General features: G+C 59.4%; 28 protein-coding genes. 11 read left to right on the top strand and 17 right to left on the bottom strand.

The genetic code is table 11. From position 1 onward, the window contains the following. Positions 1-22: 22 nt before the first annotated feature. A complete protein-coding gene (locus BLU63_RS20515; RefSeq protein ID WP_083376045.1) occupies positions 23-1,228 on the bottom strand; it encodes an acetyl-CoA C-acetyltransferase in 1,206 nt (401 codons plus the stop codon). A gap of 598 nt (positions 1,229-1,826) precedes the next feature. On the opposite strand from BLU63_RS20515, the gene BLU63_RS20510 reads away from it, so the two are divergent. After that, positions 1,827-2,648, top strand: coding sequence for a c-type cytochrome (locus tag BLU63_RS20510; protein ID WP_010456607.1), 822 nt, complete (start codon positions 1,827-1,829; stop codon positions 2,646-2,648). Between the two features lie 120 nt (positions 2,649-2,768). On the opposite strand, the gene BLU63_RS20505 is transcribed toward BLU63_RS20510, so the two are convergent. The 10 genes from BLU63_RS20505 to BLU63_RS20460 form a co-directional block, all read right to left on the bottom strand. Further along, entirely contained in the window at positions 2,769-3,584 is an 816-nt protein-coding gene (locus tag BLU63_RS20505; RefSeq protein ID WP_010456609.1) for a transglutaminase family protein, read from the bottom strand. Next, complete coding sequence (locus BLU63_RS20500) at positions 3,581-4,531, bottom strand: alpha-E domain-containing protein (RefSeq protein WP_010456611.1); 951 nt, start codon at positions 4,529-4,531, stop codon at positions 3,581-3,583. The genes BLU63_RS20505 and BLU63_RS20500 overlap by 4 nt, the downstream gene beginning before the upstream one ends. A 12-nt stretch (positions 4,532-4,543) precedes the next feature. After that, positions 4,544-5,953: a circularly permuted type 2 ATP-grasp protein gene (locus BLU63_RS20495; RefSeq protein ID WP_010456613.1), complete on the bottom strand. Its 1,410-nt coding sequence runs from the start codon at positions 5,951-5,953 to the stop codon at positions 4,544-4,546. A gap of 393 nt (positions 5,954-6,346) precedes the next feature. Then, the gene (locus BLU63_RS20490; protein ID WP_010456615.1) at positions 6,347-6,688 is read right to left on the bottom strand and encodes a ribonuclease E inhibitor RraB; all 342 of its coding nucleotides are present in this window, start codon (positions 6,686-6,688) and stop codon (positions 6,347-6,349) included. A 214-nt stretch (positions 6,689-6,902) separates the two neighbouring features. Further along, entirely contained in the window at positions 6,903-7,136 is a 234-nt protein-coding gene (locus BLU63_RS20485; protein WP_083376044.1) for a hypothetical protein, read from the bottom strand. Between the two features lie 175 nt (positions 7,137-7,311). Beyond that, the gene (gene speE / locus BLU63_RS20480) at positions 7,312-8,187 is read right to left on the bottom strand and encodes a polyamine aminopropyltransferase (protein ID WP_010456619.1); all 876 of its coding nucleotides are present in this window, start codon (positions 8,185-8,187) and stop codon (positions 7,312-7,314) included. Positions 8,188-8,434: 247 nt separating this feature from the next. Then, positions 8,435-8,626 carry a PLDc N-terminal domain-containing protein gene (locus tag BLU63_RS20475; protein WP_010456621.1) on the bottom strand — a complete coding sequence of 64 codons (192 nt, stop codon included), beginning with the start codon at positions 8,624-8,626 and terminating at the stop codon, positions 8,435-8,437. Positions 8,627-8,690: 64 nt separating this feature from the next. Beyond that, positions 8,691-9,221 (bottom strand): hypothetical protein, encoded by a 531-nt coding sequence (locus BLU63_RS20470; protein ID WP_010456623.1) that lies wholly within the window; start codon positions 9,219-9,221, stop codon positions 8,691-8,693. 246 nt (positions 9,222-9,467) lie between these two features. Next, the gene (locus tag BLU63_RS20465; protein ID WP_010456625.1) at positions 9,468-9,986 is read right to left on the bottom strand and encodes an ankyrin repeat domain-containing protein; all 519 of its coding nucleotides are present in this window, start codon (positions 9,984-9,986) and stop codon (positions 9,468-9,470) included. 96 nt (positions 9,987-10,082) lie between these two features. Next, positions 10,083-11,909: a long-chain-acyl-CoA synthetase gene (locus BLU63_RS20460; RefSeq protein ID WP_083376043.1), complete on the bottom strand. Its 1,827-nt coding sequence runs from the start codon at positions 11,907-11,909 to the stop codon at positions 10,083-10,085. A 344-nt stretch (positions 11,910-12,253) separates the two neighbouring features. Between BLU63_RS20460 and BLU63_RS20455 the strand changes: the two genes are divergently transcribed. Further along, positions 12,254-12,532 carry a DUF3509 domain-containing protein gene (locus BLU63_RS20455; protein WP_010456630.1) on the top strand — a complete coding sequence of 93 codons (279 nt, stop codon included), beginning with the start codon at positions 12,254-12,256 and terminating at the stop codon, positions 12,530-12,532. Positions 12,533-12,737: 205 nt separating this feature from the next. On the opposite strand, the gene mtnC is transcribed toward BLU63_RS20455, so the two are convergent. The 5 genes from mtnC to aroC are packed head-to-tail and all read right to left on the bottom strand — an operon-like array spanning position 12,738 to position 16,899. Then, the gene (gene mtnC / locus BLU63_RS20450) at positions 12,738-13,421 is read right to left on the bottom strand and encodes an acireductone synthase (RefSeq protein ID WP_010456631.1); all 684 of its coding nucleotides are present in this window, start codon (positions 13,419-13,421) and stop codon (positions 12,738-12,740) included. Positions 13,422-13,425: 4 nt separating this feature from the next. Continuing rightward, on the bottom strand, positions 13,426-13,971 hold the full coding sequence (locus BLU63_RS20445; RefSeq protein ID WP_010456634.1) for a 1,2-dihydroxy-3-keto-5-methylthiopentene dioxygenase: 546 nt from the start codon (positions 13,969-13,971) through the stop codon (positions 13,426-13,428). Between the two features lie 34 nt (positions 13,972-14,005). After that, a complete protein-coding gene (locus BLU63_RS20440; RefSeq protein ID WP_010456636.1) occupies positions 14,006-14,632 on the bottom strand; it encodes a methylthioribulose 1-phosphate dehydratase in 627 nt (208 codons plus the stop codon). After that, positions 14,629-15,774 carry an MFS transporter gene (locus BLU63_RS20435; protein ID WP_010456638.1) on the bottom strand — a complete coding sequence of 382 codons (1,146 nt, stop codon included), beginning with the start codon at positions 15,772-15,774 and terminating at the stop codon, positions 14,629-14,631. The genes BLU63_RS20440 and BLU63_RS20435 overlap by 4 nt, the downstream gene beginning before the upstream one ends. Positions 15,775-15,807: 33 nt before the next feature. After that, on the bottom strand, positions 15,808-16,899 hold the full coding sequence (aroC, locus tag BLU63_RS20430) for a chorismate synthase (RefSeq protein WP_083376042.1): 1,092 nt from the start codon (positions 16,897-16,899) through the stop codon (positions 15,808-15,810). Between the two features lie 129 nt (positions 16,900-17,028). On the opposite strand from aroC, the gene BLU63_RS20425 reads away from it, so the two are divergent. Together BLU63_RS20425 and BLU63_RS20420 are read left to right on the top strand one after the other, a co-directional pair. Continuing rightward, positions 17,029-17,982 (top strand): alpha/beta hydrolase, encoded by a 954-nt coding sequence (locus BLU63_RS20425; RefSeq protein WP_083376041.1) that lies wholly within the window; start codon positions 17,029-17,031, stop codon positions 17,980-17,982. Between the two features lie 99 nt (positions 17,983-18,081). Further along, positions 18,082-18,873: a hypothetical protein gene (locus tag BLU63_RS20420; protein ID WP_010456644.1), complete on the top strand. Its 792-nt coding sequence runs from the start codon at positions 18,082-18,084 to the stop codon at positions 18,871-18,873. Positions 18,874-18,999: 126 nt separating this feature from the next. On the opposite strand, the gene prmB is transcribed toward BLU63_RS20420, so the two are convergent. Continuing rightward, positions 19,000-19,908: a 50S ribosomal protein L3 N(5)-glutamine methyltransferase gene (gene prmB / locus BLU63_RS20415; RefSeq protein WP_083376040.1), complete on the bottom strand. Its 909-nt coding sequence runs from the start codon at positions 19,906-19,908 to the stop codon at positions 19,000-19,002. 238 nt (positions 19,909-20,146) lie between these two features. On the opposite strand from prmB, the gene BLU63_RS20410 reads away from it, so the two are divergent. The 7 genes from BLU63_RS20410 (at position 20,147) to BLU63_RS20380 (ending at position 25,315) form a co-directional block, all read left to right on the top strand. Beyond that, positions 20,147-20,737 carry a cysteine hydrolase family protein gene (locus BLU63_RS20410; protein WP_010456648.1) on the top strand — a complete coding sequence of 197 codons (591 nt, stop codon included), beginning with the start codon at positions 20,147-20,149 and terminating at the stop codon, positions 20,735-20,737. A gap of 130 nt (positions 20,738-20,867) precedes the next feature. Continuing rightward, positions 20,868-21,188, top strand: coding sequence for a hypothetical protein (locus tag BLU63_RS20405; protein ID WP_083376039.1), 321 nt, complete (start codon positions 20,868-20,870; stop codon positions 21,186-21,188). Between the two features lie 87 nt (positions 21,189-21,275). Then, positions 21,276-21,833, top strand: coding sequence for a Smr/MutS family protein (locus BLU63_RS20400; protein ID WP_010456652.1), 558 nt, complete (start codon positions 21,276-21,278; stop codon positions 21,831-21,833). 77 nt (positions 21,834-21,910) lie between these two features. Continuing rightward, on the top strand, positions 21,911-22,456 hold the full coding sequence (folE, locus tag BLU63_RS20395) for a GTP cyclohydrolase I FolE (protein ID WP_003204506.1): 546 nt from the start codon (positions 21,911-21,913) through the stop codon (positions 22,454-22,456). Between the two features lie 101 nt (positions 22,457-22,557). Beyond that, entirely contained in the window at positions 22,558-22,929 is a 372-nt protein-coding gene (locus BLU63_RS20390) for a glutathione S-transferase N-terminal domain-containing protein (RefSeq protein WP_010456661.1), read from the top strand. 334 nt (positions 22,930-23,263) lie between these two features. Next, positions 23,264-24,613 carry an NCS2 family permease gene (locus tag BLU63_RS20385; RefSeq protein ID WP_042932677.1) on the top strand — a complete coding sequence of 450 codons (1,350 nt, stop codon included), beginning with the start codon at positions 23,264-23,266 and terminating at the stop codon, positions 24,611-24,613. A 72-nt stretch (positions 24,614-24,685) separates the two neighbouring features. Beyond that, positions 24,686-25,315, top strand: coding sequence for a LysE family translocator (locus tag BLU63_RS20380; RefSeq protein ID WP_010456665.1), 630 nt, complete (start codon positions 24,686-24,688; stop codon positions 25,313-25,315). Positions 25,316-25,400 lie beyond the last annotated feature (85 nt).

Genomic DNA, 25,400 nt, shown 5'->3' with positions numbered 1-25,400 from the left:
ACTTGTTCCTTAAGGTCGGGGCTCAGAGGCGTTCGATGATGGTGGCAATGCCCATGCCGCCGCCGACACACAGGGTCGCGAGGCCATAGCGCAGACGCCGGGTTTCCAGTTCATCGAGCAGCGTGCCGAGAATGGCGCAGCCAGTGGCGCCCAGCGGATGGCCCATGGCGATGGAACCGCCGTTGACGTTGACCTTGTCCGGGTCGATGGCCATGTCCTTGATGAATTTCAGTACCACCGAGGCGAAGGCTTCGTTGACCTCGAACAGATCGATGTCTTCAACCCGCAGCCCGGCCTTGGCCAGTGCTTTGCGGGTGGCCGGCGCCGGGCCGGTGAGCATGATGGTCGGGTCGGTGCTGGTGACTGCGGTGGCGACAATCCGCGCCCGAGGCTGCAGACCCAGCGCACGGCCCTTGGCCTCGGAGCCAATCAGCATCAGGGCGGCGCCATCGACGATCCCGGAGCTGTTGCCCGGTGTGTGAACGTGGTTGATCCGCTCGACCTGGCTGTAAACGCGCAGCGCGGTGGCGTCAAAGCCCATCAGCCCCATCATCTCGAAGCTGGGCTTGAGTTTGCCCAGTCCTTCCAGGGTGGATTCGGCGCGGATGAACTCATCGTGATCGAGCAGGATGATGCCGTTCTGATCCTGCACCGGTACCAGTGATTTGTTGAACGAACCGTTGGCCCGCGCCCGCGCTGCCTTTTGCTGGGAATGCAGCGCGTAGGCATCGACGTCCTGGCGGCTGAAACCTTCAATCGTGGCGATCAGGTCGGCACCGACGCCTTGCGGGGTGAAATGGCTGTGCAGATTGGTTTCCGGGTCCAGCGCCCAAGCGCCGCCGTCGCTGCCCATGGGCACACGGGACATGGATTCGACGCCGCCGACCACCACCAGGTCTTCGAAACCGGAACGGACCTTCATCGCACCCAGGTTCACGGCTTCAAGCCCCGAGGCGCAGAAGCGATTGATCTGCACGCCAGACACGCTGACGTCCCAATCGGCGACTTGTGCCGCCGTCTTGGCGATATCGGAGCCCTGATCGCCTATTGGCGTGACGCAACCGAGCACCACATCATCGACCTGACGGGTGTCCAGCGACGTGCGCTGCTGCAACGCCGTGAGCAACCCGGCCACCAGATTTACTGGTTTGACGCTGTGCAAGGCGCCATCGGCCTTGCCTTTGCCACGGGGCGTGCGTAACGCGTCGAAAATCAAAGCTTGGGTCATGACGTCCTCGAACCTGGGCGGTGAGTAAATACTGAGCTTCCACCTTAGGCCGAGCCGCCATGGATTCAATGACCGCAATGCTCACTGGCGTTGACGGACACGCTCAGACGGACGGTCACTCGGGTGCGGATTAACCGATTAACGTCACCAAGCTGTCTAGCAAACGGGCGCCCAAGAAGCTGGCAATAGGCCTCATGCCTTTTTAAAAGCTTTAAGCAAGCAAACCATACGAAATGGATCTAAACCAAGCGTGACGCGGGCTCTAAGGTGAACATGTACGAAGTTGTCGTCGGGTTTTGCCGAGGCACTCGTCTTACAGGAAGTTCAGCGCTCTGCCGTCATGGAGATATGCAGGCAGGCATCAGGAAATAACAAAAAAGGCGGTCAAGCCATGTTCAAGCATTCGAAAGTACGTCAAGCCGGGCTCATTCTTTTCGCCACTACGCTGTTGTTGATTTTGCCGAACTTGACCAAGGTGATCGGTTAAGCGGTCTTCAAATAATACGGCGCCAGGTTTTTACATCGCCCTCTTAAAAATGTGACTGGCTCGCTACCCGGGCCAGCGTGGGTGTGCCAACCTTTGCGGCACTTCCACGACATGGACGGCGATCATTTGAAAACGCTCATTCTCTTTGGGGCCTTGCTGCTCAGCACGCCCTCGTATGCCGCACAGCTGAACCTTGAGCTGGGCGCGAGCAGTCGCACCTGGCAGACCGAGGAATTGCTCAAGCATCCTCAGGTCCAGACCATCACTATCAGCGACGACGTTTCCTACAAGCGGGACATGAGTTATCGCGCAGTTCCGTTGGCGGCGTTGTTGACCGGCATCAAGCCTGAAGACCATCTGCAAGCCGTGGCGCTGGACGGATTTGCCGCTGAACTGTCGGCGGCGCCGTTGCTGAACGCCAAGGGCGCGCGCGCGTGGCTGGCGATTGAAGACCCGGCGAAACCGTGGCCGGCGTTATCTGAAGGGAAACCGGGTGCCGGGCCGTTTTATCTGGTGTGGGTCGATCCGCAAGCCGGCAACATCAGCCCGGAGCAATGGCCGTTTCAAGTGGCGAGTATCAAGCGCATGGCGCCCGTGGCCGAGCGCTTTCCTGCGCTGCTGCCGGATCCGGCCTTGAAGGCGGATGATCCGGTGAACAAAGGCTTTGCGCTGTTTCAGAAGAATTGCCTGGCGTGTCATCGATTGAACGGTGCAGGGGATGCGCAGTTCGGGCCGGATCTGAATATTCCGTTTAGCCCGACCGAGTACTTCGGGGCGGATTTTCTGAAGCGCTACATTCGAGATCCGCAGAGTTTGCGCCAGTGGCCTCAGGCGAAGATGCCGGGTTTTGCGCCGACGGTGTTGCCGGAGGGGGATCTGGAAATGCTGGTGGGGTATTTGAAGCATATGGCTGGGCGCAAAGCTAAGCCCTGATCCATTCCCTGTAGGAGCGAGGCTTGCCCGCGAAGGCGTAGTGTCAGTCGACATCAATGTGAATGACAGTACGCCTTCGCGGGCAAGCCTCGCTCCTGCAAGGGGGCCGTGGTGTTCCGGTTATTGCTGCTGAACGGAGATAATCGGCGCTGGCATCGGCGTCGGCGAAACAAACACCTTCGCGTGCATTTGCTCACACCCACCGCCCCGGCGCATCCCGCGTACAGGGCAGGCATCCAGGTAATCCAAGCCCACCGCCAGTTTCAAATGCCGTTCCGGCCGGGCCAATTCATTGGTCACATCGAAGCTGTACCAAGCGTCATCGAGCCAGGCTTCGGCCCAGGCGTGACTGGCCAGGTGTTCGCTATTCTCGCTGTACAAATACCCCGACACATAACGTGACGGAATGCCCAGGCTGCGGGCGCACGCGAGAAACGCGTGCGTGTGGTCCTGACAGACACCGGAACGCCCGGCGAAGGCCTGGGCGGCGCTGGTGTCCACTTCGGTGGAGCCCGGCGTGTAGGTCATGTGCGAATTGAGGCCATGCATCAAGTCGATCAACGCCGTGCGATCCCGGCGTTTTTTGCATTCCTTTTCCGCGAACGCACGCAGGGCTTCGTCGGCTTCGGTCAGGCGCGTGAAGCGCAGGAACGGCAGTGCCGACTGGCTTTCATGTTCGGCTTCGCGCAGCTCGTCGATGTCCACCTGGCCACGGGCGCCGATGATGATCGCCTCGTGGGGTTCGTCCATGGTCAGCACATGCAGGATGTTGCCGAACGGATCGAGTTGCGCGCGTACCGGGCGCGGCAGGTCGAGTTGCCAGCTGAGCACATGCTGACGCTCGCTGTCGTGGGGTGTCAGTCGCAGGTACTGGATGCTCGCCCGCACCTGATCTTCGTAGTGATAGGTGGTTTCGTGGCTAATGGAAAGTCTCATGCAGCCTCCAGGTAGGAACTGTGAATGGCGTTACCCAACTGGCGCACCAGCGGGATGAATTCGGTCAGCCAGGCGTGCAGGCCTTCGTCGAGAATTTCGTTGATGCCGGTGTAGCGCAGGCGCGCGTCCATCTCCGCCGCCAGACGTTGCGCGGGACGGCCATTGGCCCCCGGCAACTGGGCAAGGATCTGGTCGATTTCTTCGGTGCAGGCACGCAGGGAACGTGGCACATCGGCGCGCAGCAACAGCAACTCGGCCACATGCCGGGCACCGGGTGCATCGCGATAGATCTCGGTGTAGGCCTCGAACGACGACAACGCCCGCAACAACGCGCTCCACTGGTAATACGCGTGAGCAGTGCCGTCGCTGACCGCTTCGGCCTGATCGCCGGCCATTTCGTAGCGGGCGTCGAGCAGGCGCAACGTGTTGTCGGCCCGTTCGATAAACGTCCCCAGGCGAATGAAGCGGAACGCATCGTTACGCATGATCGTGCCGTAGGACGCGCCACGGAACAGGTGGGAACGTTCCTTGATCCACTCGCAAAAACGGCTCATGCCGTAGCGACTCAGGCCTTGCTCGGCGATCCCGCGAATTTCCAGCCAAGTGGCATTGATGTTTTCCCACATGTCGGCGGTGATTCGCCCACGCACCGCATGGGCACTGGCCCGCGCCGCGCCCAGGCAGCTGTAGATGCTCGCCGGATTGGCCGCGTCCAGTGCGAAGAAATGCAGCAGCCGCTCGGCGTGCAAATCACCGTGGCGCTCCAGGTAATCGTCCAGGGTGCCGGTAATCAGCAGCGGCATGGCCAGTTCGTGCAGACCGTCACCGCGACCGTCCTGCGGCATCAGCGACAGCGAATAACTGATGTCGAGCATCCGTGCGAGGTTTTCCGCCCGCTCCAGGTAACGCGACATCCAATACAAATCCGAGGCAGTTCTACTTAACATGGCAGGCTTCCTTCAATCCTCGACCACCCAGGTGTCCTTGGTTCCGCCGCCCTGGGAAGAATTCACCACCAGAGAGCCTTCACGCAGGGCCACACGGGTCAAACCGCCGGGCACAACCCGGGTTTCACGGCCAGACAATACAAACGGACGCAGGTCGATATGGCGTGGCGCAATGCCGTTTTCGACAAAGGTCGGACAGGTCGACAGGGACAACGTCGGTTGCGCGATATACGCATGAGGCTTGGCTTTGATCCGCGCGCGGAACGACTCGATTTCCGCCGCGGTCGCCGCCGGCCCCACCAGCATTCCGTAACCGCCGGAGCCCTGGGTTTCCTTGACCACCAGGTCTGGAAGATTGGCCAGCACGTGGGACAGTTCAGAAGGATTGCGACACTGGAACGTCGGCACGTTCTTCAGGATCGGCTCTTCGTCCAGGTAGAAACGGATCATGTCCGTGACAAACGGATACACCGATTTGTCGTCCGCGACCCCGGTGCCGATGGCATTCGCCAGCACCACGTTGCCGGTTCGGTAGGACGACAGCAGCCCTGGAACGCCAAGCATCGAGTCCGGGTTGAACGCCAGCGGGTCGAGGAATGCATCGTCGAGGCGACGGTAAATCACGTCGACCGCCTTCGGCCCGTCCGTGGTGCGCATGAACACCTTGTCGTCGCGCACGAACAGGTCCGCGCCTTCCACCAGCTCCACGCCCATCTCTCGCGCCAAAAAGGCGTGCTCGAAAAACGCGCTGTTGAAGCGACCCGGCGTCAGCACCACCACGCTCGGATTATCGATCGGGCTGGAGCTTTTCAGAGTGTCGAGCAGCAGGTTCGGATAGTGGTCGATCGGCGCGATGCGCTGGGCCGAGAACAACTCGGGAAACAGTCGCATCATCATCTTGCGGTCTTCGAGCATGTAGCTCACGCCGCTGGGTGTACGCAGGTTGTCTTCGAGCACGTAGTACGTGCCGTCGCCATCGCGTACCAGATCGACACCGGAAATGTGCGAATAGATATCGCGGTGCAGATCGAGCCCTTGCATCGCCAGCTGGTATTGCTCGTTGGCCAGCACCTGCTCGGCCGGAATGATGCCGGCCTTGATGATGCGCTGCTCGTGGTAGAGGTCGGCGAGGAACATGTTCAACGCCTTGACCCGCTGGATACAGCCGCGCTCGACGATCCGCCATTCACTGGCGGGGATGCTGCGCGGGATGGTATCGAAGGGAATCAGGCGCTCTGTCCCCTGCTCATCACCGTAGAGCGTGAAGGTAATCCCGGCGCGATGAAATAACAGATCGGCCTCGCGTCGCCGTTGTGCCAAGAGCTCGTCAGGCGTCTCGGCCAGCCAACGGGCAAACTCCCGATAATGCGGGCGGACCTGGCCGCCGGCATCGTACATCTCATCAAAATAGGTGCGGATCATGCCGTACTCCTTGTCACCCGGACATCTAGGCATCGCAAGGCCCGTGCCATCGGCAGAAACGCTTTGTTATCAATCAGTTGGAGAATCACGCCGTTTGCACCGCACCAATCCTGTGCAGCAAACGCCCCACGCTGATCGCCCCCGCTTCATTGCAAGGCGACGTTGTCACCTATCACCAGCATAGTCAGAGTTGATTTCACTGCCCGGCCGGCGGTGCGGATAATCCGCGCATCCGCTGCAAAACCTGACCGAACTTCCCTTTAGCCGCCTGCTCAGGCGGTTTTTTTTGCCTCGGGATTCTTGTTTCAGGGTTTTGCCAAGGGGCGGATGCCACAAACGAAAACGGCCAACCCGAAGGTCAGCCGTTGCTGAGCGTTGTCACTGTTCATAACGTTATGCGAGACGCCCTCGTATTTCCTGCTTGACGCCCCACCCTTCGAGGATGCCGCCCAGAGGCTCAACCACCGCCTCGAAACCCTGTTCGAAATCGCCGATATCATCGTAGGTGGCGTACATGACTTTGCTCAGTTCGAGCGCCCATGCGCCGTCATCGCGCACACTGATTTGCGCGTTCAAGGATTCACCTTTGTATTGCCCTGCCGCCCTGCGTGCCCGCTCCTCGTCCGGGAAAATGGCGTAGAACTCGATGGGATGGAACCGTGAAAAATCGAAACCGCCTTCTTTCATGCGGCGCAACACGCTGCTGCTGATGTCTTCTTGATAGGCTGTGCTCATGAAACGTCCCCCTCAATCATGATGGATAGACTTTCCGTATTCCCGGCACGCGCAACCGATTGGTGCGAGCGATGCGGCAACCAGGTCGCCGGTGGGAAGCAAGCATGTAGCTGACAAGTCCAGACCTTAGCGATCCGTTCGCTGATCTCGATTGCAGAGTAGCCCCAAGACGGAGGCGCTGCCAAGGCCTGGATAAGAATGAGACAGGTGTTGTTCAGATTGGCGTGATGTCGAGGATTTGAATGCTGTTCTGCGCTTTGAGATTTTTTACGCTGGCATCAGCGGTTCGCCCTTCCAGATCATTCAGATCCAGTTCAGCGGCGACAGGAAGGAGCCGGCCTTTGATGAGTTTCGCGGCTTGCTCGTTATCCGGGCACTTGTCGCACTCAAAGACTTCATCGACTGTTTCACCGTGATCATCCACGAAAGTGATTTTCCACTTTTGCATCAGTGCCTCCTCGAACAAACCCGCAAATGGGCTTACATCCATCTGGACTTTTGGCCTGAGTGATCGTTCAAACGGATTACCGCATGCAGGTATGAAAAACATACAGGAACCTGCAGGAGCGAAGCTTTCGCGAGCAAGCTTCGCTCCTGCAAGGGGTTATGCGTACATCTTCAGTTTAGTCGTTGCTTGGCTTGTTGATCGCTTGCAGCACGTATTGCGGCAAGGCGAAGGCGCCGATGTGGATTTCCGGGTTGTAGTAGCGGGTGATGATGCCGCTGCCGGCGAAACGCTGTTGCAGGGTTTCGCGGGACAACTTGCGATAGGCGGTGTTGGTCGCCCCCCAGGCAAAGGTCATCGAGCCGCCGATGTAGGTCGGCACCGCGGCCTGATAGAAGTGCCAGTCCGGGAACAGACTGCGCAGGCGACCCGCAGTGGTTTTGACTTCTTCGATCTGCATGAACGGCGTGCCGTTCTGCGTGACCAGAATGCCGCCCTCGTTCAGGCAGCGACGGCAGGCCTGGTAGAAGTTTTCGGAGAACAGCACTTCACCCGGACCGATCGGGTCAGTGGAATCGGAAATGATCACGTCGAATTTTTCGGTGGTGGTGGCGACGAAACGCATGCCGTCATCGATTACCAGATTCAGGCGGGGATCATCGAACGCACCCTTGGAGTGGTTCGGCAGGAATTCCTTGCACATGTCGACCACGGTGCCGTCGATCTCGACCATGGTGATGTGCTCGATGCTGCGGTGCTTGGCCACTTCACGCAGCATGCCGCCGTCGCCGCCACCGATAATCAGTACACGTCTGGCGGCGCCATGCGCCAGGATCGGCACGTGGGTGAGCATCTCGTGGTAGATGAATTCGTCGGCCTCGGTGGTCTGGATCACGCCGTCCAGCGCCATGACCCGGCCCATGCGCGGGTTCTCGAAAATCACCAGGTGCTGGTGTTCGGTGCGCACTTCGTGCAGCAGTTTTTCCATGCGAAAACGCTGGCCGTAGCCTTCGTAGAGGGTTTCCAGGTATTCGCTGGTGGTGATGTTGCTCATGGGAAGTGCTCCGATGAATGCGGTGGCAACGGACGGTTACCCGCCCATGATGGCCAATCGATCGGCTCGATTAACCGGGAAAGGCGCGCATTCTACGTTGCGGAAGATGACAGGTCGAACCTTCTGACGCCCACATACCTGTAGGAGCGAGGCTTGCCCGCGAAGAACGATAACTCGGTCTCTCTGTTAAACCGTTTAATCGTTTTTCGCGGGCAAGCCTCGCTCCTACAGGGGGGCGGTGTTGGGGTCAGATCCGCACATTGCCCCGGGGCCCGGCGATAGCCCAGATGATCAGGCCCAGGACAGGCAGCAGCAGAATCAGCAGCACCCAGATGATTTTCATCCCTGTGTCAGCGCCACTTTTGAGCACGTTGATGATTGCCCAAATGTCCAGGACAAGAATAATCAGGCCGATCAGGCCATTGAACGTGGAACCCATGGTGTCGCTCCCTAAGAGTGGTGTGCACTCTTAGGATAGCCGGGCCTTGCGAGGGTTCCGTTTTTTAAACGTGGACCGCTATTTTCAGGGCTTCGAGCGATGGCGCGGCGGTGATACCCACTTGCGCGCACAACTCGAGCACGCGCGGTACGTCGTTGCCGTAGACCAGCACCACTTGCAGTTCGTCGTCGAGCAACTGGCTGAAGTTCATCAGCGTGTAACCGCCGTTTTCCTTGTTCATGCTACCCATCTGCACCTGAATGCGGTTGAGCGCTGTCAGGGCTTCGGTCTTGGCCAGTTGCTTGGGTTTGATGTTGAAATCAACGCCGGGGCCGAACGAGGCGACGATCTGGGCGAACAGGTCGACGTAGGTGTCGGCCTGGAACAGCACGGTTTCGGGCAGGCTGCCCACTACAACCCACTCGCCCAGTGGAATCGGGAAGGAGTCGTCGTAGTTGATATCCGGATTGGCCGTCAGAAAAGCCTCGGGATCGGCGTAGGCCTGAGCCGCTTCGTCAGCGACTTTCAGGATTTCGTCATCGCTCATGCACCCGGAGCTGATTTTAGTGATGAGTTCGACGAGTGCGGCTTTCATGGGGCGGATCCTGTAGCGAGTGAATTTTGAGGGCGCGAAGGATAGCGCATTCGGAGAGAGTTACCGAACAGACCAAAACTGCGTGGCGAGGGCGCTTGCTCCCGCTCGGCTGCAAAGCAGTCGTCAATCAGGTGAAAGCGGTCGACCTGATCTACTGCGGTGAATGGTTTTGGGGCCGCTTCGCAGCCCCGCGGGAGCAAGCTCCCTCGCCATAAAAGCCTCGATACCACAGGGGAGCGTGCGTATTCAGGCCAGCAATTTTTGCAACTGCGCGGTGGTATCGACCGCGCCCATGGTTTTCGCGGCGTCCAGCGCGGTGACGCCATTGGCATCCTTGGCTTTCGGATCGGCGCCTTTGCTGATCAGGTAATCGACGATTTCAACGCGGTTGAACATCGCCGCCATCATCAGCGCGGTGCGGCCGTCGAAGGATGAGCCTTCCACTTGTGCGCCACCCTCGACCAACGCCTTGACCACCGCCAGGTCGCCCTTGAACGCGGCGCCGGCAATCGGGCTCTGGCCGTTGTCGTTGCGGATTTCCGGGTCGGCCTTGTGTTCCAGCAGCACTTTCACCGTCTCCACGTGGCCGTGGTAGGCGGCGAGCATCAGCAAGGTGTCGCCCTTGTGGTTGCGCAGGTTCGGCGGCAGGCCTTTGGTCAGCAACGCAGCCATCATGGCCGCATCGCCCTCGCGTGCCTTGTTGAATACCTGTTCGGCAAATTCAGCGGCTTCTTCGGGGGTCATCTGGCGGCTTTGGTCTGACATCGGGGACTCCACTGTCTGTCATTCGGAAAGCCGACAGTTTCCCGAGCAGGCCCAAGGCTGTCACTTCTTTTTTCTCAAGAGCCGCCATAGCCACATTCAATAGCGGTACTTGCCGCCGCGAATATCCGCCAGGATCTGGTCGGTGACTTGCACGTAAGTCTGGGTGCCGGGCAGCCAGGCGTAGATCGGGTCATCGCCGGTTTTGCCGGGGTCGAAGGCTTCGTCCTTGAGCCGGGTCTTCTGGTATTTGAAGGTCCCGGTGGTTTCCATTTTCACTTTCACCCGCAGGAAAAGCGGCACCGCATACGCGGGCATCTGCTGGCGGGCAAACGCCAGTAACTCGCTGAAATCCAGGGTCGCCAAGGATTCGGCAGGCGTGATCGCGGCCATGCCGGCACGTCCGTTGGTGTTCAGGATTTCCACGCCATACGCCACGGCTTCTGAAATATTCGGGTGTTGCAGCAAGATGTTCTCGACCTCGGTCGTCGAGACGTTCTCACCCTTCCAGCGATAGGTGTCCCCCAACCGATCAACAAACTGCGCATGGCCAAAACCGATATTGCGCAGCAGATCGCCCGTATTGAAGTAACGGTCGCCCCGGGTGAACACGTCGTGGAGCACGACTTTTTCAGTCTTCTGCGGATCGGTGTAACCGTCCAGCGGCGCCTTGTCGTCGATTCTCGCCAACAACAGACCCTGCTCGCCTTTGGCGACTTTGCGCATGAAGCCCTTGGCGTCACGAATCGGCTGGCCGCTGTCGTGGTCGTAGGCCACCAGCTCCCAGGCCATCAGGGAAAAACCGATGGTGTTGTCGAAGTTGAGGATGTTGGTGAAGCCGATATTGCCGTCGCTGGCGGCGTATAGCTCACAAATGTGCTCAACCGCAAAGCGCGTCTTGAACTCGCGCCAGGCGCCGGGCCGCAGGCCATTGCCGATCATCTTGCTCACGCGGTGTTTGCTGTCCTCGGCCGTGGGTGGTTGATCCACCAGGTAGCGGCATAATTCGCCGACGTAACCAAGGGTGGTCGCCTGGTATTTGCGCACGTCGTTCCAGAACTGGCTGGCGCTGAATTTGCGGCGGATGGCAAATCCTGCGGCGCCGCTGATCGCCGCCCCCCAACACACGCAGAGCCCGGTGGCGTGATACAGCGGCAAGGTGCAATAGACGACATCCTCAGGCTGCATATTCAGGGCGATCTGGCCGAAGCTCGCCGAGCTGCGCATCCAGCGACCGTGTTTGAACACGCCCGCCTTGGGCAACCCGGTGGTGCCTGAGGTGTAGATATAGAAACAAGGATCGTCGAAGAAAACCTGCTGGCTGCTGGCCGGATTTTCACTGGACGCCTGGGCGCTGGCGCTCATCAGGTTGATGAAACCGTCGGGCGCATGGCCGGGATGTCGATAGGTGTCTTGATCGGCGACGAACCAGGTGCGCGTCGGCTCGATCGACACCCGCTCGCGGACGGCACTGAAAGCCGGGACCAGTTCTTCGCCCACAATGATCGCCGCAGGCGCCACGAGGTTCAGGCTGTGGGCCAGGGTGTCGCGGGTTTGCGAGGTATTGAGCAAGGCACTGATCGCGCCGACCTTGGCCACTGCCAGAATCGTCACCAGCAGTTCTGGACGGTTCTCGAGAAAAACCGCCACCACATCACCCTTGCGGATGCCCTGGGTAATCAGGTGATGGGCGATGCGATTGGCCCACTGATTGACCTGTGCATAACTCAGCGTCACGTCGCCTTGCAGCAACGCGGGGCCATCGGGATTGCGCAAGGTCGCTTGCTCGAACGTCCAGCCGAGGCCACACGCTTGGGTCGGGTCCTTGACGTTGGCAACCTTCATGCCCTTCACCACCCGAGGAATGGCTTTGGCAATGGAAGGCAGTTTGCGGAGCATCATGCCCCAGGTAATCGTGTCGCTCATGCTTGCTCCCGTTCGATCTTTTTATTGTCGGGCGGCGGTCTATGAGTCCGAAAATACGTCAGCGGTTCTTGAGCTGTACACGCGGTTTTTGAAATGTTTTGTATCCGCGCCCCGAGCGTTCGAGATCGCGAACCTCAGCGCGGGTGATTGGTTCCATCCAATCGAGGCCAACCCCGCAAAATGCAGGATGCACGATGGCCATTCATGCAGATTGCACGAAAGCGAAAATCCACCAGAAATATAACTCATTGATTTATAAGGATTTTAAAAATATCAGGTGCTGGCACAATCACTGCAACTACCTCTCCATGCTTGCCAATCAAGTGCTAACGGAGCTGATAGACATGAGCCTGATCCAAGAAAAATTTACCTCCCTGTTCTCCAACTTCGAAGTGAACACCCAACCACGTCCGGATGGTGGCATTCTGCTGACCCTGCGCAGCACCGAAGGCAAAGTGTTCAAGCGTTCGATTTCGTACCAGCAATTGCATGCCGGCGATCAGTTGTCGTGGGTGATCAGTGCAATTCGCCGTGACCTGGCCGAACAGGCCAGCGAACTGCCGCAGATCTCCATGCTGCAGAGCCAGCAGCGGTTTGCCCTGCCGACCTATCACTCGGCGTGAACCTTGCGGTTGTGTAAATAAACGCGCTGTAAAAAAACAGGCCGTGAGAGCTTTCGCTCCACGGCCTGTTTTGTTTTTGAAGCTGCACTGAGCCTTTTTAGGAGCGAAGCTTGCTCGCGAAGGCGATGGTGCAGATGTCAATAATGTTGACGGACACGCCGCCTTCGCGAGCAAGCTTCGCTCCTACAGGTAAGTCGTTTCGACGTTAAAAGGCGGAAAGATCAATCCGGGCAAAACTGTCGACGGTGACATGCCCTGCCAGCGCCCCGCCTTCCCGGGCCAGTCCGCAAGTGGCCATGCCAGCGGCGCGCGCCGCGTCCAGTTCCTCGACGATATCGGACAGAAACACAATCTGCGCAGCCTCCAGCCCGATCGCCTGGGTGATGCGCTCGTAAGAGTGTGCTTCACGCTTGGGCCCCGACGTGGTGTCGAAATAGCCGCTGAACAAGGGCGACAAGTCCCCCGCCTCCGAGCAACCGAAGATCAGCTTCTGTGCCTGGATCGAGCCCGAGGAATACACAAACAGTTTAAAACCGTCCTGATGCCAGCGCTTGAGCGCTTCAACGGCGTCCGGGTAAACGTGACCTTTCAACTGTCCGGCCTGATAGCCCTGCTCCCAGACCATGCCTTGCAATGCTTTCAGCGGCGTGGCCTTGCGGTCTTCGGCAATCCAGCCCAGCAGGATTTCGATCACCCGCTCAACGTCGGCGTCCGCTTCGTTGCTGTCACGGCGCACGGCGGCCAGTTGCTCGGCCACATCTGCGCGCCCGGCGTGTTGGCGAACAAAGTCCGGCAGGTGTTTGGCGGCATACGGAAACAGCACGTCGAACACAAAACTCACCGCGCTGGTGGTGCCTTCGATGTCGGTGAGAATCGCTTTGATCGGCATCGGCTCAGTCCTCAAGACGCGGGAAGCGGCTGGCGATGTCTTCGCCGGTGAAGTTGGCAACCCAGCCTTCAGGGTTGTTGAACAGTCGGATCGCGACGAAGTGCGGATGCTCGCCCATGTCGAACCAGTGCGGCGTGCCGGCCGGTACGGAGATCAGGTCGTTCTTCTCGCAGAGCACCGCGTAAACGTAATCGTCGATGTGCAGGGTGAACAGCCCACGGCCGGCGACGAAAAATCGGACTTCGTCTTCGCCATGGCGGTGTTCGTCGAGGAACTTGGCGCGCAGTTCGGCTTTTTGCGGGTGATCGCTGTTCAGGCTGATCACGTCGACGGTGACGTAACCGCGCTCGGTCATCAGTTTGTCGATCTGTTCCTGGTACGCCGCGATCACTTCTTCCTGGCTGGCGCCCGGCTGGATTTTCGCGGTGGCTTGCCAGCGGTCGAAACGCACGCCCTGCTCGGCCAGGGTCGAGGCGATGTCTTCGAAATGGGTCAGCACCTTGTTCGGAAGATCAGGGCTTGAGACGTGGTAAACGGACAGGCTGCTCATCAGGGCAACTCCTTAACGGTTCATGCGTTGCGGTTCATGCTTGACGGTTCAAAACCGCGCGCATCTTCAACTCGCATTCGAACAAAAATTCAAACGCTTCGATCTGCCGCAGGGCGTCGCTCATGCGCGCGCCCCAGGTGTAGAGGCCGTGGCCGCGAATCAGGTAGCCGACGCAATCGGGATGGGCTTCTAGCCAAGGCTGCACCTTGGCGGCGAGGCGCGCAATGTCCTGGTCGTTGTCGAAAATCGGCACGCGCACCCGGGACTCGTGGGTCGAGACGCCGCTGAAAGCTTTTTGCAGTTCGTAATCTTCGAACTCGATGAAGTCTTCTGGCGTCAGGCGCGACAGCACCGTGGCGTTCACCGAATGGGTGTGCAGCACCGCGCCGATCTCCGGGCGCCAGCTGTAGAGCTGGGTGTGCAGCAGGGTTTCGGCGGACGGTTTTTTGCCCGGTTCCAGGCTGTTGCCCGACAGGTCGGTGACCAGCACATCATCCACACCCAGCTGGCCTTTGTGCTTGCCGGACACGGTCAGCAGCGCTTCGGTCGGCGACAGGCGGGTCGAGTAGTTGCTGCTGGTGGCCGGCGACCAGCCGCGACCGTACAGAAAACGCCCGGCGTCGATGATTTCCTGGGCGAGGTGTTCACGGGTAAGGCTCATGGCCTGTCCTCTTGCATGCGTGTGGCAATGATAACGGCAGCGGCGAAGGCTGCGAGACTGGCAATACTAAAGGTGAACGTGGCCCCGAGGGCGTTCCAGCTGTAGCCGGAATACAACGCGCCCAATGCGCCGCCAGTGCCGGCGAGCGCGGCGTAAAGCGCCTGGCCCTGACCTTGCTGACGCGCACCGAAGCTACGTTGCACGAACTGGATGGCAGCGGCGTGAAAGCTGCCGAATGTTGCAGCGTGCAGCACCTGGGCAAACAGCAGCACCCAAAGGAATTCGGCCAGCGAGCCCAGCAGCAACCAGCGCACGGCCGCCAGCAGGAAACTCACCAGCAGCACCCGACGCACCGAGAAGCGCGCGAGGATTTTGCTCATGGCCAGAAACATCAGGACTTCGGCAACCACGCCGACCGCCCAGAGCATGCCGATCACGCCTCGACTGTAACCGAGCCGTTCCAGGTGCAGCGTCAAAAAGGTGTAATAAGGCCCGTGGCTCACCTGCATCAGCGCCACGCAAGCGTAAAACGCCAACACGCCGGGATTGCGCAATTGCCTGAGAAAACCGTCTCCGGCAATGCGTTCGCCCTGAACCGGTTGAGCGTTGGGCACCCACAGGCTGCTGACGACGATGCCGGCCATGATCAGCACCAGCGCCACCGGGTAAATGTCGAGGCTCAGCCATTCGAACATCCGGCCGAGCGCGACCACGGTGATGATGAAACCGATGGACCCCCAGAGGCGGATCTGACTGTAGCGCGACGTCTGCCCTTTCAAGTGCGCCAGGGTGATGACTTCGAACTGCGGCAACACCGCGTGCCAGAAGAACGCATGCAGCGCCATGACCATCGCCAGCCAGGCGTAGGTCTGGCTGACGAAAATCAGCGAAAACGTCAGCAGGGTGCAGACGGCGCCGAAGCGCACGATGGCCAGGCGCCGGCCGGTGTAGTCACCCAGCCAGCCCCAGATGTTCGGTGCCACGCAACGCATCAGCATCGGGATCGCCACCAGTTCGCCGATGCGCGCGCTGGAAAACCCCAGGTGATCGAAGTACAGCGCCAGAAACGGTGCTGTCGAACCGAGCAAGGCGAAATAGAACAGATAGAAACTGGAGAGCCGCCAGTATGGGAGCGCCGCCACGTCGTCAGACCGCAGCGGCGTTGAGGTCAGCCATTAAAGCTGACCCAGCACCGGCGTGCTCACGCGCACGTCGGCATTCTGCCCGCGATGACGCAACAGGTGATCCATCAGCACGATGGCCATCATCGCTTCGGCGATCGGCGTGGCGCGGATGCCGACGCAGGGGTCATGACGGCCCTTGGTGATGACGTCCACCGGGTTGCCATGAACGTCGATCGAGCGGCCCGGAGTGGTGATGCTCGAGGTCGGCTTGAGGGCCAGGTGCGCAACGATCGGCTGACCGGAGGAGATACCGCCCAAAATGCCGCCCGCGTTGTTGCTGAGGAAGCCTTCCGGGGTCATTTCGTCGCGGTGTTCAGTACCGCGCTGGGCGACGCTGGCGAAACCGGCGCCGATTTCCACGCCTTTCACGGCGTTGATGCTCATCAGCGCATGGGCCAGTTCGGCGTCGAGGCGGTCGAAGATCGGCTCGCCAAGGCCTGGCATCACGCCTTCGGCGACGACAGTGATCTTGGCGCCGACTGAATCCTGATCGCGGCGCAGCTGATCCATGTAGGCTTCCAGCTCCGGCACCTTGTCCGGGTCCGGGCTGAAGAACGCGTTCTCTTCCACCGAATCCCAGGTCTTGAACGGGATCTCGATCGGGCCGAGCTGGCTCATGTAGCCGCGAATGACGATGCCCTGGGTGGCCAGGTATTTCTTGGCAATCGCACCAGCGGCTACACGCATGGCGGTTTCGCGGGCGGAACTGCGTCCGCCACCGCGGTAATCGCGCTCGCCGTATTTGTGGTGATAGGTGTAGTCGGCGTGGGCCGGGCGGAACAGATCCTTGATCGCCGAGTAGTCCTTGGACTTCTGGTCGGTATTGCGGATCAACAGGCCGATGGCGCAACCGGTGGTGCGACCTTCGAACACGCCGGAGAGGATTTCGACTTCGTCGGCTTCCTGGCGCTGCGTGGTGTGGCGGCTGGTGCCGGGTTTGCGGCGATCCAGATCGCGCTGCAGATCCTCAACGGAAATCTCCAGCCCCGGCGGGCAGCCGTCGACAATGGCGACCAACGCCGGACCATGGCTTTCGCCCGCGGTGGTGACAGTGAACAGCTTGCCGTAGGTATTGCCGGACATGCAGGACGCTCCGTGAAATGAACCTGAATACGTAATGCGCGCCAGTATACGCAGGCTACCCAAGTAGTTCATCCTCGAACCTTATGGGTGCCCGCGAGTCCAACCGGCACCTTTGTGAATGATGGCGTGATGATGCTGCGAGTTCTAGCCTTGAGCCTTACCCTGTTTACCGGCTTTGCCCAGGCCACTGTCCTGCAACGCCCGATCACTTTGGATACCGGCACCGGGGAGCTTTTCGGCTCGCTGTTGCTGCCTAAATCCGACACCCCCGTGCCCGTTGTCCTGATCATTTCCGGCTCCGGTCCTACGGATCGTGACGGAAACAACCCCGACGGCGGCCGTAACGACAGCCTCAAGCGGCTGGCCTGGGTGCTGGCCAAACACAACATCGCCAGCGTGCGTTACGACAAGCGCGGCGTGGCGGCGAGCCTCGCAGCGACGCCGGACGAGCGCAATCTGTCGGTGGAAGCTTATGTCGCCGACGCCGAGGCCTGGGGCCGCAAGCTCAAAACCGACCCGCGCTTTGGCCAGCTGATTCTGCTGGGCCACAGCGAAGGCGCCTTGATCGCCAGCCTTGCGGCGCCCAGCGTCGATGCCGCCGCGGTCATCTCCATGTCGGGCAGCGCCCGGCCGATCGACCAGGTGTTGCGTCAGCAATTGAGCAATCGCCTGCCACCGCCGTTGATGCTGCGCAGCAATGAACTGCTCGACAGCCTCAAGGCCGGCATAACCGACGACAACGTGCCGCCGCAGTTACAGGTGATTTTCCGCCCCAGCGTGCAGCCGTATCTGATTTCGCTGTTCCGTCAGGACCCGGAGGCAGCGTTCGCCAAATTGAAAATGCCGGCGTTGATCATCCAGGGCAGCAACGACATTCAGGTCGGCGTCGGTGACGCCAGGATGCTCAAGGCGGCCAAACCGGACGCCGAACTGGCGCTGATCGAAGGCATGAACCACGTCATGCGCATCGTGCCCAACGACGTGAAACGGCAAATGGCCTCTTACAAGGACCCGCAATTGCCGTTGGCCGCCGAACTCGGCGCGCGAATCCTCGAGTTTATTGACGGACTTCGCACCAGTTAGCCACTACTCACCCTCCAGTCCTGAAAAAAACGGCCGATAAGCCTTTGTCGCCAGCGCTATGACTGACGACAAGCAGAGCTTGGACAGGATCTCGCCGTTATGACTGATACCCAGACTTCACCCGACACGACCGCTGAAAAAGACGCACCGCCAGCGGTCGAGCTGCCGTGGGCGGACGTTCACGTCGAGCACCACAAGATGCTCCGCCTGGCGCCGCTGCAAACCGACCGCAATACCGGTGGGCGGCCATTGCGCTTTGTCGAATTCGGTTACGCCGACCGCCACAGCAAGGACCACAGCCTGATGCGCATGAGCATCAAGCTGCCCGGCCAGCGCGTGCGCAAAGAGCAGAACCATCTGGACGTGTGGGTCGATCACACCGCCAAGCGTGTGCATTTCGAGCCTGAAAGCGGTTTGCAGATTGAACCGATGAACCGTGGCATCGGCCGGTTCATGGCCGCCCAGGGCATCACTTGGGCGAAGAAGCGTTGGCCTGGCTACACCGTCGACGGCACGGATCTGAACAATAAAGATGCGTTGAACGAAGACACGCGCCTGCGCCGCGATCACTTTCTCAAGGCCCATGGTTTTGAAGTGGTCTACGCCGACGCCCAGCATTTGAAAGGCAGCGTCAAAGAAGTAAAGGTCGAAGACCTGCTGGGTGACTGGAACAGCGAAAAGCTGCAAGTGGTGGAAATACTCGAAGCCGCGCAGATGCTTCAACAGGCCGAGCAGAACCTGGCCGAGCAGGAAGTGAAGCTGAAGAAACACGAAGAGAAGGTCAGCAAGTACAAGCGTGAAGACGCCGGTCTACGCTTTACCATTACGTGCCTGGTGGCGTTTGCGGTGTTTCAGGCGGGGTTACTGATCTGGATTGCTACGCACCGGTAACGATCCGAGACCGCGGCGCGGTCTTCGCGGGCAAGCCACGTTCCCACCGATTTTGCGTCGTGCCCAAATGATGCGGCACACACAAGACCTGTAGGAGCGAGGCCTGCCTGCGAAAGCGCCCTAAAGTCAGACGCGGGAAGCGAACAGGGCCTGATGATCGCGGCACTGCTCCGCACTCAACATAAACACACCATGCCCACCGCGCTCGAAATCGAGCCAGGCGAAGTCGACTTCCGGGTACAGCGCCTCAACGTGAACCTGGCTGTTGCCCACTTCAACTATCAGCAAGCCCTTCTCGGTCAAATGATCCGCTGCTTCAGCGAGCATCCGTCGCACCAGGTTCAAACCATCATCACCGCAGGCCAGGCCCAGTTCAGGTTCATGCTGATATTCGTCCGGCATGTCGGCGAAATCTTCCGCGTCAACGTAAGGCGGGTTCGACACGATCAGGTCGAAACGCTGACCCGGCAAGCCGTCAAACCCATCACCCTGAACGGTGTACACCCGCTCATCAACGCCATGGCGCTCGATGTTCTGGTTGGCCACTTCCAGCGCTTCGAACGACAGATCAGCCAGCACGACTTCGGCATTCTGGAATTCGTAGGCGCAGGCGATACCGATGCAACCGGAACCGGTGCACAGGTCGAGAATCCGCGCCGGCTCGGCACCCAGCCATGGTTCGAAACGTTTTTCGATCAGCTCGCCAATCGGCGAGCGCGGGATCAGCACACGTTCGTCGACAATGAACGACATCCCGCAAAACCACGCTTCGCCCAACAGGTAAGCAGTCGGAATGCGGTCTTCGATGCGGCGTTTGAGCAAGCGTTGCAGATTGACCAGTTCGTCATCTTCCAGGGCGCAATCGAGGTAGCTGTCAGCGATCTCCCACGGCAAGTGCAAGGCACCCAACACCAGTTGACGGGCTTCGTCCCAGGCGTTGTCGGTCCCATGGCCGAAAAACAGATCCTCCCCATGGAAGCGGCTGACGGCCCAACGGATATGGTCACGCAGGGTACGAAGGCGGGAAATGATCACGGGGGTAAACTCCAGAAAAAACGACTGGCGATTCTAACAGCCAAAACGCGCCACGACGACGCGGGAAAACAGCAGATCAGATGTAGGACATGTCCATTTTTACTGTTGGCTATTGAACAAAACCTGCATCTTGACAAGGCTGCACGCCAGCAACGACGGCGCCTGCGATAGTAGCGATTCACAGAACCGCTCAGCCAGAGGACAATGTCGCAAAAGCCCCACTCCAAGGAGCCCCAGAATGTCCGTTCCAAAAACGATGTTTCAACTCAGCGGCCGCGGTTACGCAGCAGCCAATCTGGGTCATGCGACCCTTGTCATCATCGATGCCCAGAAAGAATACCTCAGCGGCCCGCTGGCCCTGACCGGCATGGATGCTGCCGTCGCGAACATCAAGCAACTGGTGGCCGCTGCCCGTGCCGCCGGTCGTCCGATCGTGCATGTGCGCCATCTCGGCACCGTGGGCGGGCTGTTCGATCCACAGGGCGAGCGCGGTGAGTTTATCCCGGGCCTGGAGCCGCTGGCGGACGAAACCATTATCGGCAAACTGCTGCCGAGTGCGTTTCACGGCACCCCATTGTACGATCGACTGCAAGAACTCGGCTCTCTGGACCTGATCGTGTGCGGCTTCATGAGTCACTCCAGCGTCAGCACCACCGTGCGTGCCGCAAAGAACCTGGGCTTTCGCTGCACCCTGGTTGAAGACGCCTGCGCGACTCGCGATCTGCCCTACAAAGGTGGCGTACTCACAGCCGAGCATGTTCAGCACACCGAAATGGCGATCATGGCGGACAACTTCGCCACCCTCGCGCTCACTCATGAACTGATCTGATCGGCCTCGAAGAGCGGTCAATACCGCCGCTCATCCGCAAAAGCCTCTCATTTGCTGCAATTGACTTAGCCTCAGGAACAACCCGGACAACTCCCGGTCGAAGGGCCGATACCCATTGAGGAAGGTCGGAATGAAGTTATCCGATGGTTTTGACGCACGCCGCTTGCGGCCCAAGGGCCAACGCAACTGGCGTTTTCGATTCGGCGCAGCCTTTGCTGCCTTGCTGGCGACGTGCGGTGTGTTGCTGGCAATGGCCGGCGCCGCCAGCCTGCTCGGCCGCCCTCCGGCCCTGGGCGAATTGAATGCCAGCCCGCTGGGCTCGGCGATCATTCTGGCGGTTGGCCTGTTTTTACTTTATATCGGTGTGTGGCTGTGGCGTCGATGCCGGCGTCGATCGCGCCAATCGCGAGAGCTGAACATGTCCCCGCACCTGATGAAAAAACACGATTGAATCGAAGGCCCGGCTTTTAGGCGGGCCTCAATTGTTATGGATAGTGCCTCGACTTGGGTAAACTGGCCGCCCTTCGCGGAGGCTGACATGCAAGACGACGATTTTTCCCTGTTCAAAAGTGCGATCCAAGGCGTCAAGCCGATCAAGCACGATCGCGCCGAAACCGGCAAACCCAAGGCCGACCGCGCGCAAATCGCCAAGTTGCGTCAGGCCGCGACCGTTCGCACCGATGCCACCACCGTTGATGGTCTGTCCGATCAGTTCGTGATCGACGTCGGCCCGGAAGACGAGTTGATGTGGGCCCGTGACGGCGTTCAGGAAAGCCAGATACGCAAGCTCAAGATCGGACAGATTCCGTTCGAAGGCAGCCTCGACCTGCATGGCATGACGGTAGAAAAAGCCCGGGAAACCCTCTGGGCGTTCCTGGCTGAAGCAACCAAATTCGAAATCCGCTGTGTGCGTGTCACCCACGGCAAAGCCGTGCGTCTGGACGGCAAGCGGCCGATGATCAAAAGCCACGTCAACACGTGGTTGCGTCAGCATTCCCAAGTACTCGGCTTCACCTCTTGCCAACCGAAACATGGCGGTGCCGGCGCGGTGTATGTGATGCTCAAACGGACCATGATGGAAGGTCGCGACGAGTAAAGCTGTCGCTTCACGCTTGCAGCGCCGTGTTTGCCACCGTACCCTTGCCCTTTGCGAAAATCCCCACAGGTAGTTTCATGTCCCTGGAACAGAATTACACCGCGATTCTCGGCCAATTGGGCGAGGACGTCTCCCGCGAGGGCCTGCTCGACACGCCAAAGCGTGCCGCCAAAGCCATGCAGTACCTTTGCCGCGGCTATGAACAGACACTGGAAGAAGTCACCAACGGTGCCTTGTTCAGCTCCGACAACAGCGAAATGGTGCTGGTCAAGGACATCGAGCTTTACTCGTTGTGCGAACACCACCTGCTGCCGTTCATCGGCAAGGCTCACGTCGCCTACATCCCGAGCGGCAAAGTATTGGGCCTGTCGAAAGTCGCGCGGATCGTCGATATGTACGCTCGCCGCCTGCAGATCCAGGAAAACCTCAGCCGCCAGATCGCCGATGCGGTCCAGCAAGTCACCGGTGCCTTGGGCGTTGCGGTGGTCATCGAGGCCAAGCACATGTGCATGATGATGCGCGGTGTGGAGAAGCAGAATTCGTCGATGATCACGTCGGTGATGTTGGGTGAGTTCCGCGAAAACGCCGCGACACGCAGCGAGTTTCTCAGCCTGATCAAGTAATTCGTTACACGAAGAAAACCGGCATTCATCGCCGGTTTTTTTTCGCCCGTGAAAAATCAGGTAAGCTGCGCGCCTTCCGTTCGCCCTGTGAGGCTTATTCCGTGTTCGTAAAAGCGCTTCGTGTCGGCCTTGGCCAACTGATCATCTTCATCGACTTCATTACTCGCCCAGGCAAGAAGCAGCGCCCCGCCGCCGCTCAGGCTCAGGTCGAAACAGCGGCCAAGGACCTGACGCTGTATCAGTTCCACGCCTGCCCGTTCTGTGTGAAAACCCGTCGCACCCTGCGTCGTCTGAATGTGCCGGTAACGTTGCGCGATGCGAAGAACAACGAACAGGATCGCCAGACCCTGCTGGAGCAAGGCGGCAAGATCAAGGTGCCGTGCCTGCGCATTGAAGAAAATGGGCAGACCACCTGGATGTATGAGTCCAAGGTGATTATTGATTATCTGGATAAGCGGTTCGCAGCTGCCTGACACGGCGGATCTCGAACAAAAATAAACCGGCCCATTGGCCGGTTTATTCGTTTCTACCCTCCCCCGAGTCGTTTCCCCGCTTGCTTGTGATGCGAGCCGGGCTCGGTCAGCGGTACGACGAAGGCCTCCCTCCCGGCGATATATCCCTATTGCCAAACTTTTCGTCTACAAAATCAAAAACATTATTTGCTTTATTTGTATACAAAAGCATAATCCACTTCGTGCGAGTTTCTGACCAGCCGGTCAACAAATTCGCAAGTGCCTCAAAGGGCCGCTGCCACCCTCATGGGTCCGGCCCTGGAAATAACAATAAAACTCTTGAGGAGTATTCGCTGTGGAAAGCCGCAAATCCGAAGCCCCGACGCTGGAACTCTCGCCGCCGTTACGCAATGGCTTGCTTGAGCGCATTTTCAAACTCAGCTTGCACGGCACCACGGTGAAGACCGAGCTGATTGCCGGTCTGACAACCTTCATCACCATGGCCTACATCATCTTCGTCAACCCCAACATCATGGCCGACGCCGGGATCGATCACGGTGCCGCGTTCGTCGCGACCTGTATCGCTGCTGCGCTCGGTTGCCTGTTAATGGGCCTGTACGCCAACTGGCCGGTCGGCCTGGCACCGGGCATGGGGCTGAACGCCTTCTTCACTTACACCGTGGTCGGCACCATGGGCTACAACTGGGAAACCGCCCTTGGCGCGGTGTTTGTTTCCGGTGTGTTGTTCATGTTCCTGACCTTCTCGCGGATTCGCGAATGGTTGCTCAACAGCATTCCTGTGAGTCTGCGCTACGCCATGGGCGCCGGCGTGGGGCTGTTTCTTGGGTTGATCGGCCTGAAAACCGCCGGCATTGTCGTTGATAGCCCGGCCACCCTGATCAAGCTCGGCTCCCTGCGCGAGCCCGGCCCGTTGCTGGCCGCCATCTGCTTCCTGATGATCGCCGTGCTCAGCTACCACAAAGTGTTCGGTGCGATCCTCATCAGCATCATCACCGTGACCCTCGCGGGCTGGGGCCTGGGCCTCGTCCACTACGAAGGCATCATGTCTGCCCCGCCAAGCCTGGCGCCCACCTGGATGGCCATGAATGTTGCCGGCGTGTTCAACGTCAGCATGATCAGCGTGGTGCTGGCCTTCCTCTTCGTGCACATGTTCGACACCGCCGGCACCCTGATGGGCGTCGCCCAGCGCGCCAACCTGGTGAACGCGGACGGCCGGATCGAAAACCTTTCTCGCGCCATGAAAGCTGACAGTGCTTCCAGCGTGTTTGGCGCTGTAGTCGGCGTCCCACCCGTCACAAGCTATGTGGAAAGTGCCGCTGGCGTAGCGGCGGGTGGTCGGACTGGTCTTACCGCCGTGACCGTGGGTGTGTTATTTATTGCAGCCATGTTCTTCGCTCCACTGGCGGGCATGATCCCTGCTTATGCAACAGCGGGTGCGCTGATTTATGTGGCGATGCTGATGATGGGCGGCATGGCGCACATCGAATGGGACGAAGCGACCGACAGCATTCCCGCGATCGTCACTGCGATCATGATGCCGCTGACGTTCTCGGTTGCCGATGGCATCGCGCTGGGCTTTATCACCTACGTGGTCCTGAAAGCCTTCACCGGCAAGCACAAGGAAATTTCCGTCAGTCTGTGGGTGTTGTGCGCGATCTTCATCGCCAAGTTTATTTTCTTGTAAGCGTTACGGCGTCAGTGTTTCAAATCAGCCTCACCCCGTCGGGTGGGGCTTTTGCACAAATGGAGGAAAGTGATGAGTCTGGAAACCTGGCTGCTGTTCAGCGGCGCTGCGCTGGTGGTGATCCTGATCCCGGGGCCCCTGTCTTTGCTGATGATCAGCAACAGTCTGAATTACGGTTTGCGCCGCTCTTACCCGGCGTTCCTGGGGGGCGTTATTGCCTCGATCTGCCTGCTCAGTGCCTCGGCGCTGGGCCTGGGCGCCCTGTTGCTGGCATCGGAACAGTTGTTTAGCGCGCTGAAAATCGTTGGTGCGCTGTACCTGTTCTACCTCGCCTGGCAGAGCTGGCAGCAATCGCGCCAGCCATCGGTTGGCGCTGAAGTGCCCCAGGCTGCACCGGTGCCACGTTTTCGTGCCCTCTTCGGACGCGCATTCGTGTTGGGCGCGAGCAATCCGAAGGATATTTTGTTCTTTGCTGCTTTCCTGCCGCAGTTTCTGAGCGCCGAACAACCGTTCCTGCCGCAGTTGCTGATGATGATTGCGACCTGGACTGTGCTGGATCTGCTGTGCAAATTAGCTTATGGGCTGGGCGCTCATGGTGCGGCCAGGTATTTACGCAGTGGCAAAGGACAAAGTTGGTTTAACCGGGTGAGCGCAGGACTCTTCAGTGGAGCGGGCGCAGCCTCCTTACTAAGCAACCACTGATCGTATTGCCCTATTACTTGAACTCTTGATTTCATTAGATGTTATCAACGCCAACGCACTAAGAAGTGTTTGCCAAGGATGGCAA

The organism is Pseudomonas mandelii (assembly GCF_900106065.1).
Lineage (GTDB): Bacteria > Pseudomonadota > Gammaproteobacteria > Pseudomonadales > Pseudomonadaceae > Aquipseudomonas > Aquipseudomonas mandelii.
This window is presented reverse-complemented; position numbering and strand designations above follow the sequence as displayed.

Bases quoted from the DNA above. Each gene is read 5' to 3' on its own strand.
- aroC (WP_083376042.1), bottom strand. From the start codon at position 16,899: ATGTCCGGCAATACCTACGGCAAGCTGTTCACTGTCACCACCGCGGGC.
- mtnC (WP_010456631.1), bottom strand. From the start codon at position 13,421: ATGCCGATCAAAGCGATTCTCACCGACATCGAAGGCACCACCAGCGCG.
- BLU63_RS20495 (WP_010456613.1), bottom strand. From the start codon at position 5,953: ATGATCCGCACCTATTTTGATGAGATGTACGATGCCGGCGGCCAGGTC.
- BLU63_RS20470 (WP_010456623.1), bottom strand. From the start codon at position 9,221: ATGAAAGCCGCACTCGTCGAACTCATCACTAAAATCAGCTCCGGGTGC.
- BLU63_RS20400 (WP_010456652.1), top strand. From the start codon at position 21,276: ATGCAAGACGACGATTTTTCCCTGTTCAAAAGTGCGATCCAAGGCGTC.
- BLU63_RS20500 (WP_010456611.1), bottom strand. From the start codon at position 4,531: ATGTTAAGTAGAACTGCCTCGGATTTGTATTGGATGTCGCGTTACCTG.
- BLU63_RS20490 (WP_010456615.1), bottom strand. From the start codon at position 6,688: ATGAGCACAGCCTATCAAGAAGACATCAGCAGCAGCGTGTTGCGCCGC.
- BLU63_RS20485 (WP_083376044.1), bottom strand. From the start codon at position 7,136: ATGCAAAAGTGGAAAATCACTTTCGTGGATGATCACGGTGAAACAGTC.
- BLU63_RS20380 (WP_010456665.1), top strand. From the start codon at position 24,686: ATGAGTCTGGAAACCTGGCTGCTGTTCAGCGGCGCTGCGCTGGTGGTG.
- BLU63_RS20405 (WP_083376039.1), top strand. From the start codon at position 20,868: ATGAAGTTATCCGATGGTTTTGACGCACGCCGCTTGCGGCCCAAGGGC.
- BLU63_RS20505 (WP_010456609.1), bottom strand. From the start codon at position 3,584: ATGAGACTTTCCATTAGCCACGAAACCACCTATCACTACGAAGATCAG.
- BLU63_RS20445 (WP_010456634.1), bottom strand. From the start codon at position 13,971: ATGAGCAGCCTGTCCGTTTACCACGTCTCAAGCCCTGATCTTCCGAAC.
- BLU63_RS20440 (WP_010456636.1), bottom strand. From the start codon at position 14,632: ATGAGCCTTACCCGTGAACACCTCGCCCAGGAAATCATCGACGCCGGG.
- BLU63_RS20510 (WP_010456607.1), top strand. From the start codon at position 1,827: ATGGACGGCGATCATTTGAAAACGCTCATTCTCTTTGGGGCCTTGCTG.
- BLU63_RS20465 (WP_010456625.1), bottom strand. From the start codon at position 9,986: ATGTCAGACCAAAGCCGCCAGATGACCCCCGAAGAAGCCGCTGAATTT.
- BLU63_RS20475 (WP_010456621.1), bottom strand. From the start codon at position 8,626: ATGGGTTCCACGTTCAATGGCCTGATCGGCCTGATTATTCTTGTCCTG.
- BLU63_RS20410 (WP_010456648.1), top strand. From the start codon at position 20,147: ATGTCCGTTCCAAAAACGATGTTTCAACTCAGCGGCCGCGGTTACGCA.
- BLU63_RS20455 (WP_010456630.1), top strand. From the start codon at position 12,254: ATGAGCCTGATCCAAGAAAAATTTACCTCCCTGTTCTCCAACTTCGAA.
- BLU63_RS20420 (WP_010456644.1), top strand. From the start codon at position 18,082: ATGACTGATACCCAGACTTCACCCGACACGACCGCTGAAAAAGACGCA.
- folE (WP_003204506.1), top strand. From the start codon at position 21,911: ATGTCCCTGGAACAGAATTACACCGCGATTCTCGGCCAATTGGGCGAG.
- BLU63_RS20425 (WP_083376041.1), top strand. From the start codon at position 17,029: ATGATGCTGCGAGTTCTAGCCTTGAGCCTTACCCTGTTTACCGGCTTT.
- speE (WP_010456619.1), bottom strand. From the start codon at position 8,187: ATGAGCAACATCACCACCAGCGAATACCTGGAAACCCTCTACGAAGGC.
- BLU63_RS20460 (WP_083376043.1), bottom strand. From the start codon at position 11,909: ATGAGCGACACGATTACCTGGGGCATGATGCTCCGCAAACTGCCTTCC.
- BLU63_RS20515 (WP_083376045.1), bottom strand. From the start codon at position 1,228: ATGACCCAAGCTTTGATTTTCGACGCGTTACGCACGCCCCGTGGCAAA.